Here is a 19,091-nt window from a genome sequence, read left to right as displayed (position 1 = left end):
TCTGTCTAGCTGATAGTCTATTAATTAATTGTTTTAACGAGTGAATAAAATACCCGCATTAATGCCGCCAAAACCTGAATTGCAGCTGACAATAGATGGATAACGAAGCTTCAGCTGCTCTGTACCAGAAAGTGTACATGAACTTTCAGCGGGACTCTTTAAACCAAAAGTTGGCGGCAGAACCATCTGCTTGAGACTCATTGCTGAAAGTAGTGCTTCCAGTATCCCGGCTGCACCAAGGGTGTGACCTAAAGCACCTTTAACTGAGCAAACCGGAATACCTGCATCGCATGTGCTTGAAAATGCCAGCAGTTCCATTGCATCATTGTAGACTGTACCTGTACCATGCGCATTTATGCCGCCAATGGGTATGGAACCATCGGTGGTGAAGTGTTTAAATACTTCAATCAGGCCGCTTGCTTTGCGACATGGAGCGGTAATATGGGTGGCGTCACAGGAAATGGCCCAGTTTTCGATACGGGCAAGTGGTGGATTCCCGCTTTCTGTAACGTTTTCGGCAGAGAGCAATAGCCAGCCGGCTCCTTCTCCTAATGAGAGACCATCCCGATGTTGATCAAAGGGTTTAGCGCCATCGCGGGAAAGAGCTTTTAAACTGTCAAAGCCGGTAAGGATAAATTCAGCCAGCAGGTCAAAACCAGCAACCAGTACATGATCGCACTCGCCAGCGCTAATTCTCATTGCGCCCTGAATGATCGCAAGCGTCCCGGATGCGCAGGCAGCACTTACTGTTGTCGCTTGTTCTGCAATGTTAAGATGATCTGCCAGCCAGTCGGCGACCTGCCATGGTTGCCCGTTCAGGTTTTCTGGACGTATCAGCAGTTCGTCGATTGCTGCTTTTGTGGTAGCACAAATCAGCTGAGTATTTTCAGGGAGCACTGGCAGAGTTGTGAGGAGACGATTAAGCACCTGCTGCAAACGTTCCCAGCTTCCACCACCTTCACCGATATCATCGATTATCCCTAAAGGCCACTGGCCCTGCATTGAGCCTAAACCCCGGCGTCTTATTCCACTTTTCCCGGCGAGCAATTGTGTCCAGGTTGTCTGCAGATCTCCTAGTGGTGAGAGAATATCACCATCAACGATTACCACCTTTCTCATCGTTTGCTCCAATACCCTTCCTGCCATTTTTTCTTGAAATCCTGTAGCCATTGCGGGGCAAACAGTATCATTGTCCCATCCGGATTTGTCAGTAACTGTACGGTATAGCCTGAAGCCGCAACAGCACCGGTATTATTGTAAATGGTATACGAGAAGTTCAATTTGGCAGCATCGGTCCAGTGTAGTTTGGTCTCAATCTGTACGTTTTCATCAAATCTCAGTGGTATCTTGTAATCGAGATGCATTTGCACAACCGGTGCAACCGTCCTGTTTTCCATGAAGGACTGATAAGTTAAATCGTAGATATCACCAAATGCTATGCGCCCGTCTTCAAGATAACTCGGGAAACGGCCATGCCAGACCATGCCAAGTGCATCAACTTCTTCAAATCGTACTCTTCTGTCGGAGGTTGCTGATAAAGGTTCCGGATACGATTCTTTCTGCGGAAAATATTCTTTCACAAATCCCATAATCAGACACTATCTCCTGTTTCCGGTGAGAACTCACATTGTCCTTTGGTGACAACTGATGTGGTATTATCCTGCTCGTGCTTTTCGATGGTGAAAGCACCTTTCCAGGTTGTTTCATGTTGTTTCAGTGTAATCCGTACGTGGAGTTTTTCGTTAGGGAAGATAACTCCACGAAACTTTGTACTGTTGTAACTGACAGGAGTAAGCTGCTGCTTAAGTCCATGTTCAGCTAAAAAACGGACGGTTGCCAACTGAATTATCCCGGGCAAAACCGGCTGGCCGGGGAAATGCCCGTCAAACCCGGAAAACGTCTCTTCAAACACAAAATTCGCCATTACCTCAATGTTTTCTGTGCTCTGGCATTGAACGGATATATCCTGGCAATGTGTTTCAAGGGATTGATATAGAGGCTTAAGCGTCTGTTCCATGGTGAGTTGCTGTATGTAAATGAGTTAGTTTTGAAAATCTTCAAGGTATATACGTACACCGACCCATGGTTGAGAGTAAAGGGTTATGGCTCCTCTCTCACCAACGGTGCCGGTCTCAACCTTCCAGAGGGCTATCGGGCCTGCATGTAATGATTTTTGAAATGCTGTTGTCTGGTTTCCAGGTTGGTCTATACAGAAGTTCATCAGAAGGGATGCGGTACATGGCAGTTCTGAAGGTTTCAGCAGATATATTCTTCTGAGCGAAGTGGAAAGGTATTCAGGTAGTTTGCTCTCTTTTATACCTGTCTTTGCATGTAAAAGAGTGTGCTCACCTGTTGTGTTTACCTCAGCTTCGAGCAGTTTGATTCCGGAACTGTCCATCATGGCGTAGTGTAAACCCGATTGCTGTTTTTTCATTGCGAGAAGACCAGAAAAGAGCAGGGTTCCCCACCGTTCAATACGGATATTTACGAGTTGGCCGCCTGACTGTTCTTCCTGATTTTCAGGAATACTTGCAGTGTACTGAGGCATACTGCAGGCTGAAAGCAGCAGGCAGCAGATAGATAGAAGAATCGTGAGATAAGCGAAATACGGATAATCTTTCATATCACACTCCCTCGTTTTTTCGCAGAAAAGCAGGACTGACAATCAACGCCACGGGCCAGGCTACACCAATACCCACCAGAACGGTTATCCCCAATGAATGAAGAGCCGGGTGTTGAGCAAAAGCGAGCACGCCAAAACCGATGAGTGAGCTGGCAGCACAGATAGACACTGCGATTGCAGAAGATGTTACATGATTATCATGTTGTGAACAGACAACAAAGATCCCGTAGTCGACGCTCAGGCCAATCACCATGATTCCCATGATCACATGCATCATATTCAGCTCACCATTTGTCAGCCAGCAGAAGACAGACATGGCTGCAAGTGCAGAGAGTACAGGAGCAAGGACTGCAAGTGTGGCGTCAATCTTTCTGAATTGAATCGAAACTAACAGGACTATCGCTGAGCCTGCGAGCAATGAGAGCAGGGCAATATCCTTTCGTAGTAATCGCTCTACTTCACCGCGCCATTTGCTATTGGCAATTACCGTTACTGCTGGATCGTTGTCGCCGAGTGAGATCAGCTGCTGCAGGTTGCCAGTATTTATGGCCACAGTGGTGAGTGCCATAAATCGCTTACCGTGTTCAGTATCGTCCAGGCTGGGAAGCGTGCGCAGCATCGTTGCCAGCATGGGTTGTAAGGGACCATTAAGCAGTTTTTCAGGAGATAACAAACCTGGATCTTTTTCAATTTCCTGAAAGAACGGGGTGAAAGCCCGCTCTGAAAAACCACGGTTTGTTGCCGCTTTTAGAAAGTGCGTATCAAATTCAGGGCGAATGGAGTCCCAGAACTGGTTCCAGGTATGACGATTATGCTGCTGTACTTCAGGGCCGGGTAATATAGGAGCCAGAGACTGAAAATTCTCAAAATTTCCTGCCTGCAAAAAGCGATAGACACGGGAATTAGTGTTGAGCGCATCTTTTAGCGTATCGCCATGACTGATGACAAATGCCTGGTCACCTTTTGCACCCCAGGTGGCTGTGAAATGTGCTTCATCTGCAATTACTGCAGGATCGGGAGCATCAAGCACCCGAAGATCACCATTATATCTGAGCTGCGGCCAGGTCAGGGCACCTGCTGCAAGAAGGATGAGCCAGAGGAAAAGACCGGTTTTTTGCAGCTTGGAAGAGAATAGCCAGTTACCTGATAGTATTCTATGAGTAGTGCTGTTCCTCAATAGAGTTTTTTTCGGGATAATCGTAGGAATGACCAACCAGGCAAAAAGCACAGCAAGCAGCACGCCGGAAAAGGCGAGGGTTGCCATTTGCCTGTGTGATGGCACCTCTGAGAAAAAAAGTACAGAGAGCACCGAGGCCGTTGTTAACATAGCAAAGAATACAGGGCGACCTACCTTCTTTAGTATCTCACTCTGTGTTCCCTGTTCCCGGCTTAAGGCGAGATAGAGGTGGATTGAAAAATCAACAGCAATTCCAAGTAGTACGATGCCGAAACCAAGTGAAAGAGCACTGACTTTACCAAATACAAGCGAGGTTATGCCAATTGCCAGTGGCGCTGCCATAAAGGGCACGCCGAGTACAATCACTGCTCTGATATTTTTAAGTGTTGCACCAAGAAGAATAGTTAGCAGGATAGTTGCTGCCGGCAGCAATATACGCAGATCATGTTGAATGGAGCGACTGTTGGCCAGCGTATGTGGCAGACTGCCGATAACGCGCGCTTCTACTCCGGGCAGCAAGGCTTTGTCATACGCATTATTGAGCAGGTTGTTTATAGTTTCGGCGCCTTGTGAATCGGTGAGGGAGAGTTTACTCTCGGCTAGTACCAGGCAGTTGCGACCATCTCCGCTCATAAAAAAGCCGTCTTCCAACTGCATGGAAAACTCGGTACGTAAATGGTTGAGTTTGGCAAGTATCAGTCTGGTAAGACCTAGCGGGTCCTGCTGAATCTGCCGTTTCATACCAATTCCGGCAGGACTGTTCAGCAGGGTGAAATTGTTATCCATAGCCTGTTGAAGCTCGGCATCAGTTGTCAGTTGTGCAATTGTATTAAGATCTTCTTCATCAAATAGCACTGAAAAATAGGATTGCAGGTTCTTAAACAAACTCAGTTCATAGCCTTTGGGCAGTCTGGCCATTACCTGCGAGAATTGATCGCTGGCGATAAGTATATCGCCAAGATTTTCAGCACTTGTCTGCAGGCTTTTTTGAGCTTTTTTTTCGGAGGGGTAATGGTCAGGATCAACTGAAAGGGTAATAAATACCCGATTTACCAGGCCAAGATCCTGAAGATGCTGAAGGTCACCTTTTACTGCCTCACCAGGAAGCAAATCAAGGGCGTTGTCATTAATGGAAAGATTTAGTGAGAGAATGACTCCAAGCACGAGAGCCGTCAATACTACGGACCATCTGAGTAATACATTAGATTTACTCATGAGTCGTGCATTGGCTAAAAAGGTTCTCAGATAAGGTTGTGTTCAAGGTGGTTGTGCCGAATATAATGCGTGTCAGATCGCCTCCCGGTTCTGTGATTTCAACCTGTTGCGGTTGCAGCGAGGTAGAGTCAAAGGAAATGGAAACTGAGCTGATATATTCTGCAGTTGCACTGTCTTTAGGAAGTATGACGAGTGTTGCATCACCTTCTTTCTGAAGAGTATAGAGAGTGTTCAGGCGATTATAGTCGCCTCCCAACCATAACCAGAGCTGTTCTGCTACCGTTTTCATTATAGGATCGCTTGAAAGCTGAAAATGTTCCGGTTGCTGCTGGTCATTACACCGCGTTCCATTATTACCATTAAACAGGAGCACTGATGGTATGGGAGAGTAAAACTGCCAACGGAGCCTGTCTGGACGGAGAATGACGATCCGTCCAGTAAAATTAACAGGTTGGGCAAAAAGGGATAGGTGTTTTTCCTGAACAAAATCAGATGAAAAAGAGGCCACCTGATCAGATGCACGCTGAAGTTTGAGCAGAAATGTTTCAAGTTCTTCCTGCTCACTGCTATAACCAGGTGTAACGCATAGACTGACAAATGCGAAAACCAGAACAATACTACAGGAATGAAAAAATCTAGGAATTTGAAACATGTTAGTCATTGTTTGTATCACCGGGATTTTCCCATACCTTCAGATCACCTTCAACCAGCAAAGTATCACCAGCAAAGATTTCACCGTGGAGTATTTTGACTGCTCCGAATTCCATAGTTTTTTTAATATAAACCTGAACGTGTGTGCCGGGAGAAGCTGTTTGTAAAAAGGAGAACCTGTCAATGGCCACAAGGAGTCCGTCGCGCATAGGTCGTTCTTCAATTAACGAATCATACCCGTTGGCCATAGCCATTGTCTGGGCGATAACCTCGATAAAAAACTCAGGAAATATCTTACCATTATCAAAGCATATGCCATTTTTCGGTATAATCGCCAGCCCCCTGGCTTCGTCGTCGAACCGCTCGGTAAGACTGTCGACAAAGAGCATGGGAGGCCGATGCGGTAGCAATTTGATCGCTGCCATCGGGAGTGTTGGGAATGTTGCTTCCGGACTCCGGTTATGGTGATTCATTTAAATAACCTTATCTGATTACCCTTAACGCTCAACCACATGAAGTAAGGTGTGAGGTCTGAGGCGTTAAAACTACTGTCTTTGGAAAGTTGTTAGCTCAATGCAACGTATTGGTATCGCAACGATACGATAGTCATTAAAATTTCCGTATACACCTCACACTTCAAAGCTGAGATTGAAGGGTAATCATATAACTTTCTAATGACTATTCAGTTATCCCTCAACGTACATACTACATGTACATGCCGCCGTTGGCGCTGATAACCTGCCCGGTAATATAACCAGCATCTTCACTGAGTAGAAAGCGCACTATCCCTGCAACTTCTTTTACCGTGCCGACGCGGCCCAGCGGAATGAGCGGTAGCATTTTATCCAGTGGCAGTTTCTCAATCATTTCTGTTTCAATAAGCCCCGGAGAAACGACATTGACTAAGATGTTGCGTTTGCCAAGCTCTCTGGCCAGAGCCTTGGAAGCTCCGATGAGCCCGGCTTTGGCAGCCGAATAGTTGACCTGTCCTGCCTGTCCGGTCTCGCCGGACAGTGAAGCAATACTGATGATCCGACCTTGCCGCTGAGACAGCATGGCCTTGGAGAATATCCGGCCAAGAATGAAAAAGCTGTTCAGGTGGACATCGATAACCGAATCCCATTCATCACGCCGCATCATTGGCAGCAGGGTATCTCGTGTTATTCCCGCATTGTGTACCATGCCGAACGGGACGTGATTGTGCAAGAGCGGCTCGAGGGCATCCTGTGCCGCCTGTTCATCAGCAACATCAAAGGGGAGCAGAGTGCAGTTGCTTCCTAGTTCCTCGATCTCTTTTTTCACTGCCTGAGCAGCGTCTTCAGAAGACTTATAATTAAGCCAGATATCGTAACCACTGGATGCAAGCAGTGTGGCTATGCCTGCTCCGATTCCACGGCTGCCGCCACTGATGAATACTGTTTTTTTGCTGGTGTTTTTGCTCATGGAAGACCTGAAGTCAGTCGGTAATTGTGATGGGGTTTTATCGTGATTGTTATGTATGCAGGTGAATATTCACTGCCCCGTATGGAGCGGTAATGTTGCATTGAAGCGATGAACGCTGAGGTTGTTCGTTCATCGCTGCCGTGAGAAGCACTGAACTGCCCAGGGGATCCGAAGTCACAGCCGTATGTGCATTCACGGTTAGTTCCTCTTTAAAGGGGAGGTAATCGCAATCCATACTGGTGCTGGATTCAATAGACAAGGATTTAATAGAGTATCTATTGTCTTGGGTGGTATCAGTATTTTCAAGCAGCCAGCAGACAACTCCAGCCGGCCACTCGCTGTTTTTACTTTCTGTAGAGAATCTATTTTTGCTCTCCTGGAGCAACGTGCTGTATGTCTCCACCTGTATGACAAGACAACAGTCGAGCCTGCCACTTACAATCGTCAGATACCCGTGTTCAAGTGCTCGAAAGAACGGGAATGCAAAATCCGTTACAGTCAGACCACATCCCTTTATATCAAGGCTTGTAGCCATATATCCGGCAGTGGAATTAAAGACTGAATGAGAAAAAAGTATAGGTGACGTCGGTTGATCATTAACCACCTGATCAAGAACATCGAAATTTGTCTCCATCGGCCCAAATGATGTACCTAGAATCAAGCCGCAGCGTTCAGCCGTGATCTCCTTTGTTTCCCGTATCGGTCGGATGGTTTCATAGCCGGCAACCACTCCCAACCTGATAAAATCATCAGCTCGACGCAGATTTCGGGCGAGCTCCTGTGGAGTCGCCAGTTGAGAGAGAAAATTCGTATACTGTTTGGTGATCTGTACCCTCATTTTCCACTCCCCTCTATCACCAGGGCGCTATTACTGCCGCCGAAGGCAAGAGATTGACTGATTCCTGTGCGCCCTTTTAATTGTGCTGTCTGGTCCTGCTTAAGAACCGGAAATGCAAATGTCGGGTCTGGATGTACGCAGCCGACTGTACCAGAGAGTTTACCTTCATTGAGGGCTAGAAGCGTAAAAACCGCTTCAATTCCTCCGGCAGCGCCCAAAGTATGTCCGGTAGCGCCTTTGGTGGAAACGACCGGTAGTATACCGGCATCAAAACCCATCTCACTGATGGCGGTAGTCTCGGCTTTATCATTAGCCGGTGTCCCGGTGCCGTGGGCATTGATCATGGCAATGTCACCAATTCCGGCCGCAGCATCAGATAATGCAAGGCTGACTGCCTGCTGTAATCCTCTGCCTTGAGGATGGGGCGCGGTAGGATGATGCGCATCACCACCGATACCATAGCCTCGTATTACACCGAGAATATTACGCTGTTCGGCACTTGCCTGTTTTACTGTCTCAAGTACCATAATGCCGGCCCCTTCACCAAGGTTTAAGCCCTGACGGTCTGTATCAAATGGCTGACAACTCTTTTCTGAGACCAGCATCAGGCTTTTGAAGCCACGACAGGCGATACGTGAAATTTCATCAGCTCCGCCGGCTATGGCAATATCACAAAAACCATATTCCAGCCAGCTTTTGGCTAAGCCGATAGCGTCAGTACCGGACGCGCAGGCGTTGGTAATTACGACACGCGGCCCTTGTACTCCGAGAATCGACTGTATCCGTTCAGCAAGATTAGATGCAAAGTAGTTGCGGAGCGGAGCAGTATCCGGTTCACCGCCGGCTTTCCAGTCGATATAGTATTCTTCGTTGTGAAACGTGCAACCGACAGTTGTGCCCAGTGCAATCCCGACACGCTTTTCCCTGAGTTTATCGAGTGGTATTCCTGCCTGTGAAAGCGCTTCCTCGATAGCTGTGAGTGCAAGCAGAATAGTGCGGTTTAGACGGCGTACCACTTCGGGCTCGATTCCGGCCAGTATGCTGTTGTCAGCAGTGGCCTGTTCGTTTACCAGAAAGCAGGGGGCTGCAAAAGGTGCTGTGAAAAATGAATCGGAAAGGAGCGTATTCTGAGCCAGACCGGAACGGATAGTCTGCATTGCAGCGGCACAATTTATACCTGCAGCTGATACACACCCGCAGCCGGTAACTGCGATTGGGGATAATGGCGGGGTAGACATGCGTGTTAATATTTTTGCCTGTTATCGGTCATGGATAGGTATAGAGATATAAACGCATCCATGACCGGATCATAAAATTTCCTCGCAGGGTATCTGTGCGGGAAGTAAAAATTATAAGGTGGCAACTGTTCCTTTTAAGGCAACATTGACCATCATTGAACCAACCAGGCAGGTATATTCAGTTGCACTGGCTTCTTCAATGTTATGTACATTGGAAATGATATCAATAACTGCGTTGCCGCCTTCTTTCCGGGCTCGCTGCTGCAAGACAATAAGCGCTGATGCCAGAGCATGCGCACAAGAGGCCTCATTTTCTTTCATGAAGCCGTTTGTTCTTTTGCTGGTCTTGTAGGTGCCCCGGTTCTTTTTCACCTTCGGATGTGACTGTCCTTTCCAGTAGACAGCAATATCGCTCTCATAGACGCTCTGGATAGAACTGTATTTTTTTGTTGACTCGATCGGAAGGTGTTTCTTAACATCGGCCGCAAAAGCTGATGTTGCACAAAGCGATACTGCTAAAACACTGCTCAATACGATTCTTCTTGTCATGTTTTCCCTCACACTGGTTTGAATAAAATGATAAAAAAACATCAACCACTCGAACTGATAGTTATTAACAAACAGGTATCACATGGAAATACATCGGCATTTTACAGACTATTGTCAAAAATACGAGATAGTCCCCAACCCAAAACCGGCAATTTCCCAAATTTTATCGTGGGTCTCACGTTTTTATCCTCAGGTAAGCGAGGCACGAGACTCCCGGTAAGCGAGGCACGAGACTCCGAGATATGTAGTGTATTCAGGTTGTTGAAATCAGCATCCGCCTTGAAATTGAAACAATCCAGGCTTTTGTTAAGCGTACGAATTACGCTTTTTTATCCAGAATATATTTCGCCAGACATTCAATGGACTGAAAAGCTTTTTGCCCCTCTTCCATATCCGCGATCTGTACGTCAAAATGCTTCTGGATAAGTACAACCAGTTCTACAGCGTCAAGAGAGTCGAGTCCAAGCCCGTCTCCAAATAGAGGCTCGGTATCGCTTATATCCTGGGCTGTAATGCCTTGAAGCTTAAGATCATTGATGAGAATTTCTTTTAACTGCAGCTTTGTCTTTTCCATGTTTCACCTAATATAAAGAATAAATCTTGATGGCGTTGTAAAAAGACCGATCTCCTTCGTTGTAGGTTTTTCAAAGGCCCTCAACATACTAGATGTATTGTTGAGATCCTGTGAAAAACACTACGCCTCGTTTATCGAACTTTTTGACTTAGCCATCTGTAACTTCGAAAGAGCTTTTTACGAGTTCATCAATCTTACTGTTTCCAAAAATCGTAAAAGTTATACCATTGAAATGGATACTTTTTGAGATAGTTTTCAATAGCTTTTGAAAAACGTTGTGAGCACTCCTGTAACATCGCAGCGCGTCTATCCCGATCTTCATAACGGGGATAGAAGCTGTCCCAGACGTTTAATTGATGCGAATCGGCTCCTGTTTTGGCTGAGAGCAAAACTACAACAGGAGCCTCGGCAGTTGCCGCAAGCACATAGGCCGAATCAGGCAGTCGTACGGAATCACCAAGAAAATCGACAGTGGAGAATGAGCCTGCAACATATCTGTCCCCCATTATAGTAACGACTTCTCCCCGCTGTAATGCGGCAGCGGCATCGACAAGACCACCAAATGGGCCATTTACATTAATAATTTCAAACGGTTTTTCGCCATCTTTATTGATGTCGAAAAAGTGTTTCGCTGCAGCGTGTTGATCGTACTGCATCAGGGCGTGTACTTTAACGGGCAGAGATCTGAGGTTGGCAAGAGCGGATTGCCAGTTCCCTAGATGAGCGGTCAGTAAAACAACACCCTTTTTTTTCGCTATCAATTCAAGAAGGTAGTCGCGTCCGATAAGTTCCCCATTAAATTCTGCATCTCTATTAACACCGAGCCAGCCCCTGTCGACCAGTACCTTGCCAAAGGAGTAGACATTTTTAAACGTGTACACCCAGTATTTCAAGTGACCGGCTTCAGGAAACCTTCTTTTAAGATACGGCCTTACGGTTTGGTGTATTTTCCGGCTGAAGAGCACATAACTGAAAATCACAGGTATCAGCAATATGTACCCACCTCTGTGCCCGAAAAAGCGCATGGTGATATAAAAGAACCAGTGACCAAGGGCCTCAAGCTTATGTTTTATTGGGCTTCCGGCTGCCATGTGATTATCCCAACTGCCGAGGAGGTTGTCCGAGAATAGGATTTTTGGTCAAAATCGAGACATTTTCAAAAAATAAGCACAGCCATATGTTTGATATTGCAAGCATTATTTTTTGAAAATTGCGAAGAGTTTGGGCAAAAGGCCATTGTCGGACAGCTTCCTAGCGGTTCGTATGCTGAATCTGCGACTAAACCAGTAAACTAGTGTCGCAAAGGCGAGACCGAGAACCGGCCCGACTATAAGTGAACCGAGAAGCCAGTCCCAAAGTCTCTGGGGAATTTCCAGCAGCCACCTGTCCCAGGAAAGATCGAGGAGAAATTCTCCGTTCCTGAGATAATAGCCTACCTCTATACAGAGGGCCGGAACCAGCGGCGGCATGCAGAACTGGCTGGCAGCAACTGCGGCAACTTTGTTGAGCTGAAAACGATAGGCCACATAAATAATCGCGATGGTATGGCAGGCGATGAGCGGCAGGGCTCCAAGAAAAACACCAAACCAGACAGCAACTGCAAGCCAGAAAGGCGAAGAGCTTTCTTTGCAGATATTTTTCAGTGTCTGCCAGGGATTTTTTACAACCAGCGGCTGTTCAGTAGTATTTTTCTTCGCAATCACCTGTTTGTATGGCAGAGGCATAAGGCGTCGACATATCAGAGATGTGTGAAGGAGGGTCAGGCGCCAGTTGTCGATCAGTTTATTAAAATGGCTGATACGCTCATCGGCTGGGGGATAATGCACAGATACTGATACGCTTCTAGCGTCTACACCTGCCCAGACAGCTTTTACCAGCAGCTCAATTTCAAAATCATAACGGGTACGTTGCAAATCCAGTAAAAGAAGTTCCTGTACTGGATATAAACGCATACCGCTCTGGGTATCAGGCAAGCTGCGGCCGCATTCGAGACGAACCCAGAAGTTTGAAAAATTCTTACCAAAGTGGCTTGATCCGGGAACAGTTTCCTGGGTCATCTCTCTGGCGCCGATTATGATGGCCGGCCATGTTCCCTGTTCAGCTTCAGCGATAAGTGCTTCTGCCTCAAGTGGATTATGCTGGCCGTCAGCATCAAGTGTAACAAGAGCTTCAAAACCATTTTCTGCAGCATACCTGGCACCTGCGAGTATAGCTGCTCCCTTGCCGCGGTTCTCTGGTAGGATGATAGTCTGGCAATCGAGGTTTTTGAGACTGATCAGGCCATTATCTGTGCTGCCGTCATCAACAACCAGAACCGGATATCCAGCTGAAATAGCTTTCTTTACCACTTCTGCAACTGTGTCAGCGTGGTTATAGAGCGGAATGAGCACAAGCGTTTTTAACGCTCTGCCGTTTGTGTGATTTCCCTTCATCGTCGTCTTTTCTGGAGTATCAGATCCCATAGCGGTCCGACCTGCCCTAATTTATGCAACATGGCAATACGTGCTTCAAACTCATGGCATGGATATATCCGGTCTATCCGGTTTGAAAACGATTCGCTTACTCTGTTTTCGATCTCTTCTCTGGATATCTGTGGCGAATAATAAAATATTGGTTCGAGAAGTGACTGATCCGGGTCGATAATCCCATCGTCTACAGCCTTGTTAAAAATCCCCGTTCCAGGCAGAATCCGGATGCCGATAAATGCAAACACCACACTATTGCTCAGTTTTTCGATGTTTTTCAAGCCGCGGGCAACAGTATGCTCATTTTCGTTTGGACCACCAAGCATAATAAAATGTGCGCAGGGGATCTGTTGTTCTATAATTTTTTCATGGGATTCTAATACGTCAGCAAATCTAAACCGTTTGTTTATGCCTTCAAGGGTCTCGTCTGTGGCGGCATCTGTACCCAACTCCATTGCAGCAAGACCTGATTTTTTCAGTAATTTAAGATCGCTGGTGGTTATATTGTCCGGTCTAAAATATGCAGACCATGGCATGCTATTCCTGCTTTGTATAAGTGCGTTAGCGACCTCACGAAAATGTCCATCAGAGTCATTAAATACGCTGTCTGTAAAAAACAGATATTTGGCCCCTGAATCAGATTGTAAACGTTTCACTTCATCAACTATTTCGAGCGGATCGCGGTAGCGTAATCGGGTGCCTTCAATGGTCGGGTATGAGCAATAACTGCATCTGTGCGGGCAACCCCTTTTGGTCTGGACGTTAAGCATTCCGCCATGGTCAGTGTAATATTTAGCACTGCTTGCAGTAAGGGGGGAAGAACACCAGACACCGGTTGTAGAATTTGCTGTAAATATTTTTTGTTCAGGTTTACGTCCTGCTGCTATTTCTGAGGCAAGCCAGGGCATGATCTCTTCGCCTTCACCCACTATACCAAAATCGGCCTGAAGGAGATCCATCAGCTGATCCGGCATAATTGAAAAAGCAGGTCCACCCAGAACGATAGTTGTTGATATCTGTGTTCGAACACATTCAATGGTTGTAACAATATCGCTCAGGTAACCTTGAGGATCAGCACTGTCAACTGAATCCAGATTACGAATCGATACGCCGACCAGATCAAATGTTCTGCCTTCCAGAAATTCAATAAGGGCCGGTAAACCACCATCCGCCAGCATGTCAAAGTGGTGCACCCTGTGACCACCACGTTGTAAGGCCCCGGCAACATAGGCGCTACCGAGGGGATATACGGGGTAGGGTGTAACTACTTGGTTTGCTGAGATAACAAGGCAGGAAGCACTGTCTGTAGAAGGACTTACTCCTTCCATCGTCTTCGTCCCGAAAGATTCAGGGACCGATAGGTGCCGTCTGCCATTTCTCTTCGTACCACGTCGGTGAACAATCTGGACATACGCAGAGATTGCGGAACCTCTCTATAAAATTCCTTCCAGGCGTATGCATACATTTCCTGCAGGGTTGCTGGGCTCATTTTCTTTGGTTGATAGACAACCTCTGCTGTTGTGTAGCGTGACCAGTCCTTATGCAGGATGCGTCCTTCTTTTTCATAGGTATCGGTTACCTGCGTGTGAGGAAATGGAGTCAGAATAGAAAATTCCGCCATATCGATGTCTATTTCCAACAGGAAATCAACAAGCCGCTTGATGTAATCGGCATCCTGATTGTCAGTGCCCAGCAGAACTGCTGCCTCTACACCAATACCATGGTCTTTAAGCCGTTTTACCCGATCCCGAATGACATCGGAGGTGTCAAATACCGCTTGGTAAACATACCAGCAACCAGCTTTGGCAGCCTTGGCAATAACCTCTTCGTCATCAAGAATAGGGTGGCTGATCCATTTCTTTTTTAGCGGAATTAGCGCATCAAAAAGCTCCATAACCCAGTCTTTATCCTGAGCCAGGGAATTGTCGACCAGAAAGAGCCGGTTGTTATCAATAGTGTTTATTTCTTCAACGACCCGCTCAACAGGACGGGGACGAAACTGTTTTCCACCAAGAAATGCGGTAGCACAGGGAAAGCAGTTGAAACGGCAGCCGCGGGATGCATGAACAAGGTCTACCATTGGTACACCGCGATACACATAGCGCTCTCTGTTTAAAATAGAACGCCGTGCCGGGCCAACACTCTCAATAGGAGGAAAATCATGAAAGTAGTCGTACTTTGGCTTAAGAGATCCTTTTTCAATATCTTCCAGAACTCCTGCAATCCGGCCATTTTCGGTCTCACCCAGAAAGACTGAGTCGACAAATCCAGCAACCTCTTCAGCATGGAGCATGGTTGAAATGCCTCCAGCAACGACAGGGATGCCACGTTCTCTGAATTTTCCTGCAATCTCTCTGCCGCGAGGTAACTGGCAGGTGAGCATCATGGAGAGCAGCACAACATCGGTATTGGCTGAGAAATCTATCTCATCAACGTTTTCGTCTATAAACGTGACTTCGTAGTGTTCAGGGATAGAAGCCGCCACACAGACCGGGCCGTGAGGAGGAAGATGAAATTCAGTCTGCTCGGGAATCTTATTCCACTTCGGGTACACCAGGGTTACTTTCTGCATTATACTCAGTGCTCTATAACAGTTAAGATTACGGATAATTCGTGCCGACCATCTTGCTCGTAATGGTCAAATTCGCAGGCAAGCATCAGGTCCAGGTTGTTCTGTAGATCAAGAAGGCGTTGAGCCTCCTTTTCTGCACTTTCAAGAGGTGTGCGGGTGTCAAAAATTGCGTAGACAGGTCCTGTAAGTCCATGGGCAACAGCTGCTTCAGCTAACGGGATATTTGCCAGCGTGTAGCCAAATAGTGCCGGGCTTGCAAGGCCTGGACCCTCTTTCATGGTCTCAACAAATGCCTGGTCGGTATGAAGGGACCCTCTTCTTGTACCGCCAATCATACCAACGTTTTTATTCTGATCACTCAATCGCTGGCCTGGCGTCAGTATGTTCCGTTTCTGCAAGACTCGTGCTGTCTCGATAATCAACAGGCGACTGAGTGGTGTCATCCTCCCCCAACGTGTGGGGAGAGAGCCAAGCAGCGCAACGATATTCTCTATCGGGTGATTATCACGGATCAGGTTGTGTGATTCTGTATTGTCTTGCATGATGTTCCAAAAAGGTATCAGGTTTCAGAATTTTTCTTTAACCAGCACAATGTGTCTTCCGCGAGGTAGTCTCCGGATACATGGTAAGCATGGCCTCTACAGCCATAGCACTCACTGTTTAATTCGCAGCTGGCACATTTCCCTTTGATTGTATTCCGTATATCCCGCAGGTCCTGGATCACTGTGCTGTTGGCGATGATATCGGCGAGACTGCTTTCACGAATGTTACCTGTACTGACGCTCACTCCCGGACAGGGGTGCACATCACCAATGGAGGTGATGGTGCAGGAGTATTCATGACGTGCACATTGCGAGGCTACAAGCGGCGGATGAGGCTGCCAATCGCACTGAAATTCTTCCCGGTCAATGCGGGACAGCTCCTCGAACATGGATTTCACTTGTTCAGGATTGACCTCAAGATTGCTGTGATCCTTAGCTCGTCCCTGCATGGTCATTGCTTCAACATAGGGCACAATCGACTGTTCGCGTGCCCACCTCCATATATCCGGTAGCTCTTGGTAATTGGGGCCGCAGATAATGGTTTCAACACCGAGAGAGCATTTTTCGCTTGGGTATCCTGCATCCTGCAGGGCCTGCAGGGCCTTGTTGATTGCTACGTGGGTTCCGGCTTTTCCGGCTAGCGCGTCCTGAACTGCTTCTTTTCTGCTGTTCATTTTCAGAACAACACCAATATCACGCTTAAAGAGTCTTCTGGCAACATCATCTGTAAGTGTCAGGCCGTTGGTAAAAAGATCAGCAATAAGCCCTTTACTTCTGATGAAGTCGATAACCTCAAAAAGATGCGGGTAAAGAAGGGGTTCACCGCCACCTAGAATGATGATCTTCTTCACACCGAGACCGACAGCCTGTTCGATTACATCTACAATCTCGGTTAGGGAAATTTCATTTTCAAGCGGGGTTCCTGATGACGCATAACAGTATACGCATCGGAGATTACATATTCTGGATAATTCGAGTTCCAGCGATAATAGTCCGTTTCTGTTTCTGCACTCTGCAATTTCCTGCGGGGAAAATTCCGATCCCAGATGGTCACCTAAACACGTCATTGCTGCTCACTACCCTTGAAAATAAAAAGAAAGATTCCACGATTAATCAGGATCTGTAATCAAAAAATTTAACAGGTTTGCGCCCTCCATCCTGTGTCATGACTGCGCAAGCCTCTGTGTTCGTGGTATATGTTACTTTGGGGCGAACCCGTAAATGGGCCTGTAATTTGTCTTCTATGCGCTCAGCATCCAGAGCTGGGTCTTCAGATCCCACCACAACGGTGATATCGTCACCGCCACCCTCGGCTGAACGAACTTCAATGTATGCATGTTTCACGCTCATCAATTCCTGCAGGGCATGAAAAATGGATTCAGGATATAGCGTGGTACCTCTGTATTTAAGGCGCTGGGCCAATCGCCCTTCAACAGGGCCCAGTCTCTTGGTATTCCAGCCGCAATCACAGGGTGTGCTATGTATTCTGCCGATATCCCCTGTCCTGAAACGAATCAGTGGGAATCCTTCTACTCCCATTGGAGTAACCACTATCTCTCCCGCTTCGCCATCGGGCATGAGGTGGCCCGCATCATCGACAATTTCAACGATCATCAATTCCGGATGGATATGGCCTCCGGCTGAAGCACGACATTCACAAAATGCGGTTTCAAATTCAGTTGCGCCATAGGATGAGAATGTCTTCGCGCCCCATAACTTTTCGAGTTCACTGCCAAGTGATGTAAGGGTCAGATCGTTTTTTCGAGTCGATTCACCAATAGTAACCAGAGAATGGATCGGCGAATTGTGTACATCAATCCCATGATCCAAGCCCCAGAGTGCAAGTTCTTTCAGGAAGGTGGGTACACCGACAATGACGCCTGGTTGCAGCTTTTCAATGATATGCCACTGTCGGGCTGGTTGTCCGGGACCGCTCCTGATGGCTGAGGCACCCAATGTAGTTGCCCCGCTATAGTAGGCGAGCCCGGCAATAAAGCAGCGATCAAGTGTTACGGTAAGTAGCAGCGCATCGTTATCTCTGACTCCGACGCCATAAAACGCAACAGCTTCATTAAACGCGAGCCTCTTGAGATCAGCAGCGGTATAGGGGACGATTACCGGTTCTCCTGTGGTTCCGGAGGTAAGGGCTATATCCCTGAAAGGCGTTTTATCACTGTTGTCAAATTGCTCGCCGAAAAGGTCAATATCCTGGCGGGTTGTAAAGGGGAGCTGCGAGATATCACGAATGTCTTCAAACGAATCAATGGCGATATCTTTCCCGGCGTAAAGTTTGCGATAAAAAGGTGTGTTGAGCGCATGCTCAAGATGTTTCTTTAAAAGGAACAACTGTTCCTGGGCGATGTTCTCAGGAGATTCCTGCCGAAGCCTGAGCGCTTGCTCGAGGCGGTATGGAGAATAAAGCTCTGTATTCATGGACTAAAGAGTGGCTCCTGCTCGGTATTGCTCACCTGAAAATGACCGTGGTCTTCTAATGATTGTAAAATCGCTGTGTGACACTTAATTCGCAGATTACGTATTCTGGTCTGTTTTTCCTCATGCAGCTCGGGGAAAATAGGTTCAAGAATGACCAGCCTGACTTTACCCGGAGTGAGCATTCTACTGCCGGGTGGCATAACATCGCCCGAACCAAGAATACATACCGGCACGATCGGGTGGCCTGTTTCTGCCGCGAGAACAAATGCACCGTTTTTAAAGCGCCCAAGCTTCCCATCACGCGATCTATGACCTTCAGGCCAAATGGTCACAGAACTTCCTGCTTGAAGAAGGGCTGCACATTTTTTACTCACCTCATCCCAGCCATCAGCAGAGTTGGCGTATTGCGCCAGCTTCATAAAAATACTATAGAGCGGAATTTTAAAAGGCCATGAGGTAACAAAACTGTTTTCGTGGGCTACTGCTCCAAAAAGATATGGGTCTATCGCAGAGTTATGGTTCGCTACGAAAATAGCAGGGACGGGTGGTTCTCCCGAGCTATATTCGACTCTGACCGGCTCTTTGAACGGAATACAGCAGACGATGATCCAGCCGTAAAAACGAATAGATCTGCGTAAGCCTGTTGCAAGGTCTCTTTGTAGAACGAGACCGTTTATCAACAATATCAGAGGTAAGATCGCGAGTCCGAAAACAGTAAGCAGTATGAAGGCAATTCCGAAATATATGTTGAAAAGCAACTTCGCCAAAAGA

Annotated in this window: 19 protein-coding genes and 1 pseudogene; all 20 read right to left on the bottom strand. The window is 47.1% G+C overall.

All coding sequences use genetic code 11. The features are described 5' to 3' along the window. Positions 1–33: 33 nt before the first annotated feature. Complete coding sequence (locus tag FCL46_RS23005) at positions 34–1,119, bottom strand: beta-ketoacyl synthase N-terminal-like domain-containing protein (RefSeq protein WP_136809472.1); 1,086 nt, start codon at positions 1,117–1,119, stop codon at positions 34–36. After that, positions 1,116–1,589: an acyl-CoA thioesterase gene (locus tag FCL46_RS23000; RefSeq protein ID WP_136809471.1), complete on the bottom strand. Its 474-nt coding sequence runs from the start codon at positions 1,587–1,589 to the stop codon at positions 1,116–1,118. The genes FCL46_RS23005 and FCL46_RS23000 overlap by 4 nt, the downstream gene beginning before the upstream one ends. Before the next feature lie 2 nt (positions 1,590–1,591). Next, positions 1,592–2,017, bottom strand: coding sequence for an ApeI family dehydratase (locus FCL46_RS22995; RefSeq protein WP_136809469.1), 426 nt, complete (start codon positions 2,015–2,017; stop codon positions 1,592–1,594). A gap of 24 nt (positions 2,018–2,041) precedes the next feature. Further along, entirely contained in the window at positions 2,042–2,623 is a 582-nt protein-coding gene (locus tag FCL46_RS22990) for a hypothetical protein (RefSeq protein ID WP_136809468.1), read from the bottom strand. 1 nt (position 2,624) lies between these two features. After that, on the bottom strand, positions 2,625–5,015 hold the full coding sequence (locus FCL46_RS22985; RefSeq protein WP_136809467.1) for an MMPL family transporter: 2,391 nt from the start codon (positions 5,013–5,015) through the stop codon (positions 2,625–2,627). Continuing rightward, positions 5,008–5,676, bottom strand: coding sequence for a LolA family protein (locus FCL46_RS22980; protein WP_136809465.1), 669 nt, complete (start codon positions 5,674–5,676; stop codon positions 5,008–5,010). Before FCL46_RS22980 ends, FCL46_RS22985 begins: the two co-directional genes overlap by 8 nt. Then, positions 5,669–6,139, bottom strand: coding sequence for a hotdog family protein (locus tag FCL46_RS22975; protein ID WP_136809464.1), 471 nt, complete (start codon positions 6,137–6,139; stop codon positions 5,669–5,671). The genes FCL46_RS22980 and FCL46_RS22975 overlap by 8 nt, the downstream gene beginning before the upstream one ends. A gap of 232 nt (positions 6,140–6,371) precedes the next feature. Then, on the bottom strand, positions 6,372–7,109 hold the full coding sequence (gene fabG / locus FCL46_RS22970) for a 3-oxoacyl-ACP reductase FabG (RefSeq protein ID WP_136809462.1): 738 nt from the start codon (positions 7,107–7,109) through the stop codon (positions 6,372–6,374). A 49-nt stretch (positions 7,110–7,158) separates the two neighbouring features. Then, entirely contained in the window at positions 7,159–7,947 is a 789-nt protein-coding gene (locus FCL46_RS22965; protein ID WP_136809461.1) for a beta-ketoacyl synthase N-terminal-like domain-containing protein, read from the bottom strand. Between the two features lie 203 nt (positions 7,948–8,150). After that, a pseudogene (locus FCL46_RS22960) lies at positions 8,151–9,185 on the bottom strand (beta-ketoacyl-[acyl-carrier-protein] synthase family protein); the annotation flags it as partial. A gap of 111 nt (positions 9,186–9,296) precedes the next feature. Continuing rightward, a complete protein-coding gene (locus FCL46_RS22955; protein WP_136809457.1) occupies positions 9,297–9,734 on the bottom strand; it encodes an excinuclease ABC subunit A in 438 nt (145 codons plus the stop codon). A gap of 319 nt (positions 9,735–10,053) precedes the next feature. Continuing rightward, positions 10,054–10,308, bottom strand: a complete 255-nt coding sequence (locus FCL46_RS22950; RefSeq protein ID WP_136809455.1) for a phosphopantetheine-binding protein — start codon at positions 10,306–10,308, stop codon at positions 10,054–10,056. Between the two features lie 194 nt (positions 10,309–10,502). Then, positions 10,503–11,399, bottom strand: a complete 897-nt coding sequence (locus tag FCL46_RS22945) for an LpxL/LpxP family acyltransferase (RefSeq protein ID WP_136809454.1) — start codon at positions 11,397–11,399, stop codon at positions 10,503–10,505. 105 nt (positions 11,400–11,504) lie between these two features. Next, complete coding sequence (locus FCL46_RS22940; RefSeq protein ID WP_228723268.1) at positions 11,505–12,770, bottom strand: DUF2062 domain-containing protein; 1,266 nt, start codon at positions 12,768–12,770, stop codon at positions 11,505–11,507. Continuing rightward, on the bottom strand, positions 12,737–14,101 hold the full coding sequence (locus FCL46_RS22935) for a lipid biosynthesis B12-binding/radical SAM protein (protein ID WP_136809453.1): 1,365 nt from the start codon (positions 14,099–14,101) through the stop codon (positions 12,737–12,739). Before FCL46_RS22935 ends, FCL46_RS22940 begins: the two co-directional genes overlap by 34 nt. Then, a complete protein-coding gene (locus FCL46_RS22930; protein WP_136809452.1) occupies positions 14,089–15,345 on the bottom strand; it encodes a B12-binding domain-containing radical SAM protein in 1,257 nt (418 codons plus the stop codon). Before FCL46_RS22930 ends, FCL46_RS22935 begins: the two co-directional genes overlap by 13 nt. 5 nt (positions 15,346–15,350) lie before the next feature. Further along, entirely contained in the window at positions 15,351–15,887 is a 537-nt protein-coding gene (locus tag FCL46_RS22925; protein WP_136809450.1) for a beta-ketoacyl synthase N-terminal-like domain-containing protein, read from the bottom strand. A gap of 17 nt (positions 15,888–15,904) precedes the next feature. Further along, the gene (locus FCL46_RS22920) at positions 15,905–16,954 is read right to left on the bottom strand and encodes a radical SAM/SPASM domain-containing protein (protein ID WP_136809449.1); all 1,050 of its coding nucleotides are present in this window, start codon (positions 16,952–16,954) and stop codon (positions 15,905–15,907) included. Positions 16,955–17,000: 46 nt separating this feature from the next. Then, positions 17,001–18,320 carry a phenylacetate--CoA ligase family protein gene (locus FCL46_RS22915; RefSeq protein WP_136809447.1) on the bottom strand — a complete coding sequence of 440 codons (1,320 nt, stop codon included), beginning with the start codon at positions 18,318–18,320 and terminating at the stop codon, positions 17,001–17,003. After that, a complete protein-coding gene (locus tag FCL46_RS22910; RefSeq protein ID WP_167506006.1) occupies positions 18,317–19,087 on the bottom strand; it encodes a lysophospholipid acyltransferase family protein in 771 nt (256 codons plus the stop codon). The genes FCL46_RS22915 and FCL46_RS22910 overlap by 4 nt, the downstream gene beginning before the upstream one ends. Positions 19,088–19,091 lie beyond the last annotated feature (4 nt).

This window comes from Desulfosediminicola flagellatus (genome assembly GCF_005116655.2).
GTDB classification, from domain to species: domain Bacteria; phylum Desulfobacterota; class Desulfobulbia; order Desulfobulbales; family Desulfocapsaceae; genus Desulfopila; species Desulfopila flagellata.
The sequence above is the reverse complement of the archived record's forward strand: the minus strand, read 5'-3'. Positions and strand labels throughout refer to the sequence as shown.

Coding starts and splice junctions, on each gene's coding strand:
- FCL46_RS22995 (WP_136809469.1), bottom strand. CDS start 2,017: ATGGAACAGACGCTTAAGCCTCTATATCAATCCCTTGAAACACATTGC.
- FCL46_RS22980 (WP_136809465.1), bottom strand. CDS start 5,676: ATGACTAACATGTTTCAAATTCCTAGATTTTTTCATTCCTGTAGTATT.
- FCL46_RS22965 (WP_136809461.1), bottom strand. CDS start 7,947: ATGAGGGTACAGATCACCAAACAGTATACGAATTTTCTCTCTCAACTG.
- FCL46_RS22955 (WP_136809457.1), bottom strand. CDS start 9,734: ATGACAAGAAGAATCGTATTGAGCAGTGTTTTAGCAGTATCGCTTTGT.
- FCL46_RS22990 (WP_136809468.1), bottom strand. CDS start 2,623: ATGAAAGATTATCCGTATTTCGCTTATCTCACGATTCTTCTATCTATC.
- FCL46_RS22950 (WP_136809455.1), bottom strand. CDS start 10,308: ATGGAAAAGACAAAGCTGCAGTTAAAAGAAATTCTCATCAATGATCTT.
- FCL46_RS23000 (WP_136809471.1), bottom strand. CDS start 1,589: ATGGGATTTGTGAAAGAATATTTTCCGCAGAAAGAATCGTATCCGGAA.
- FCL46_RS22945 (WP_136809454.1), bottom strand. CDS start 11,399: ATGGCAGCCGGAAGCCCAATAAAACATAAGCTTGAGGCCCTTGGTCAC.
- FCL46_RS22925 (WP_136809450.1), bottom strand. CDS start 15,887: ATGCAAGACAATACAGAATCACACAACCTGATCCGTGATAATCACCCG.
- FCL46_RS22920 (WP_136809449.1), bottom strand. CDS start 16,954: ATGACGTGTTTAGGTGACCATCTGGGATCGGAATTTTCCCCGCAGGAA.
- FCL46_RS22975 (WP_136809464.1), bottom strand. CDS start 6,139: ATGAATCACCATAACCGGAGTCCGGAAGCAACATTCCCAACACTCCCG.
- FCL46_RS22915 (WP_136809447.1), bottom strand. CDS start 18,320: ATGAATACAGAGCTTTATTCTCCATACCGCCTCGAGCAAGCGCTCAGG.
- FCL46_RS22985 (WP_136809467.1), bottom strand. CDS start 5,015: ATGAGTAAATCTAATGTATTACTCAGATGGTCCGTAGTATTGACGGCT.
- FCL46_RS22930 (WP_136809452.1), bottom strand. CDS start 15,345: ATGCAGAAAGTAACCCTGGTGTACCCGAAGTGGAATAAGATTCCCGAG.
- FCL46_RS22935 (WP_136809453.1), bottom strand. CDS start 14,101: ATGGAAGGAGTAAGTCCTTCTACAGACAGTGCTTCCTGCCTTGTTATC.
- FCL46_RS22940 (WP_228723268.1), bottom strand. CDS start 12,770: ATGGGATCTGATACTCCAGAAAAGACGACGATGAAGGGAAATCACACA.
- FCL46_RS23005 (WP_136809472.1), bottom strand. CDS start 1,119: ATGAGAAAGGTGGTAATCGTTGATGGTGATATTCTCTCACCACTAGGA.
- fabG (WP_136809462.1), bottom strand. CDS start 7,109: ATGAGCAAAAACACCAGCAAAAAAACAGTATTCATCAGTGGCGGCAGC.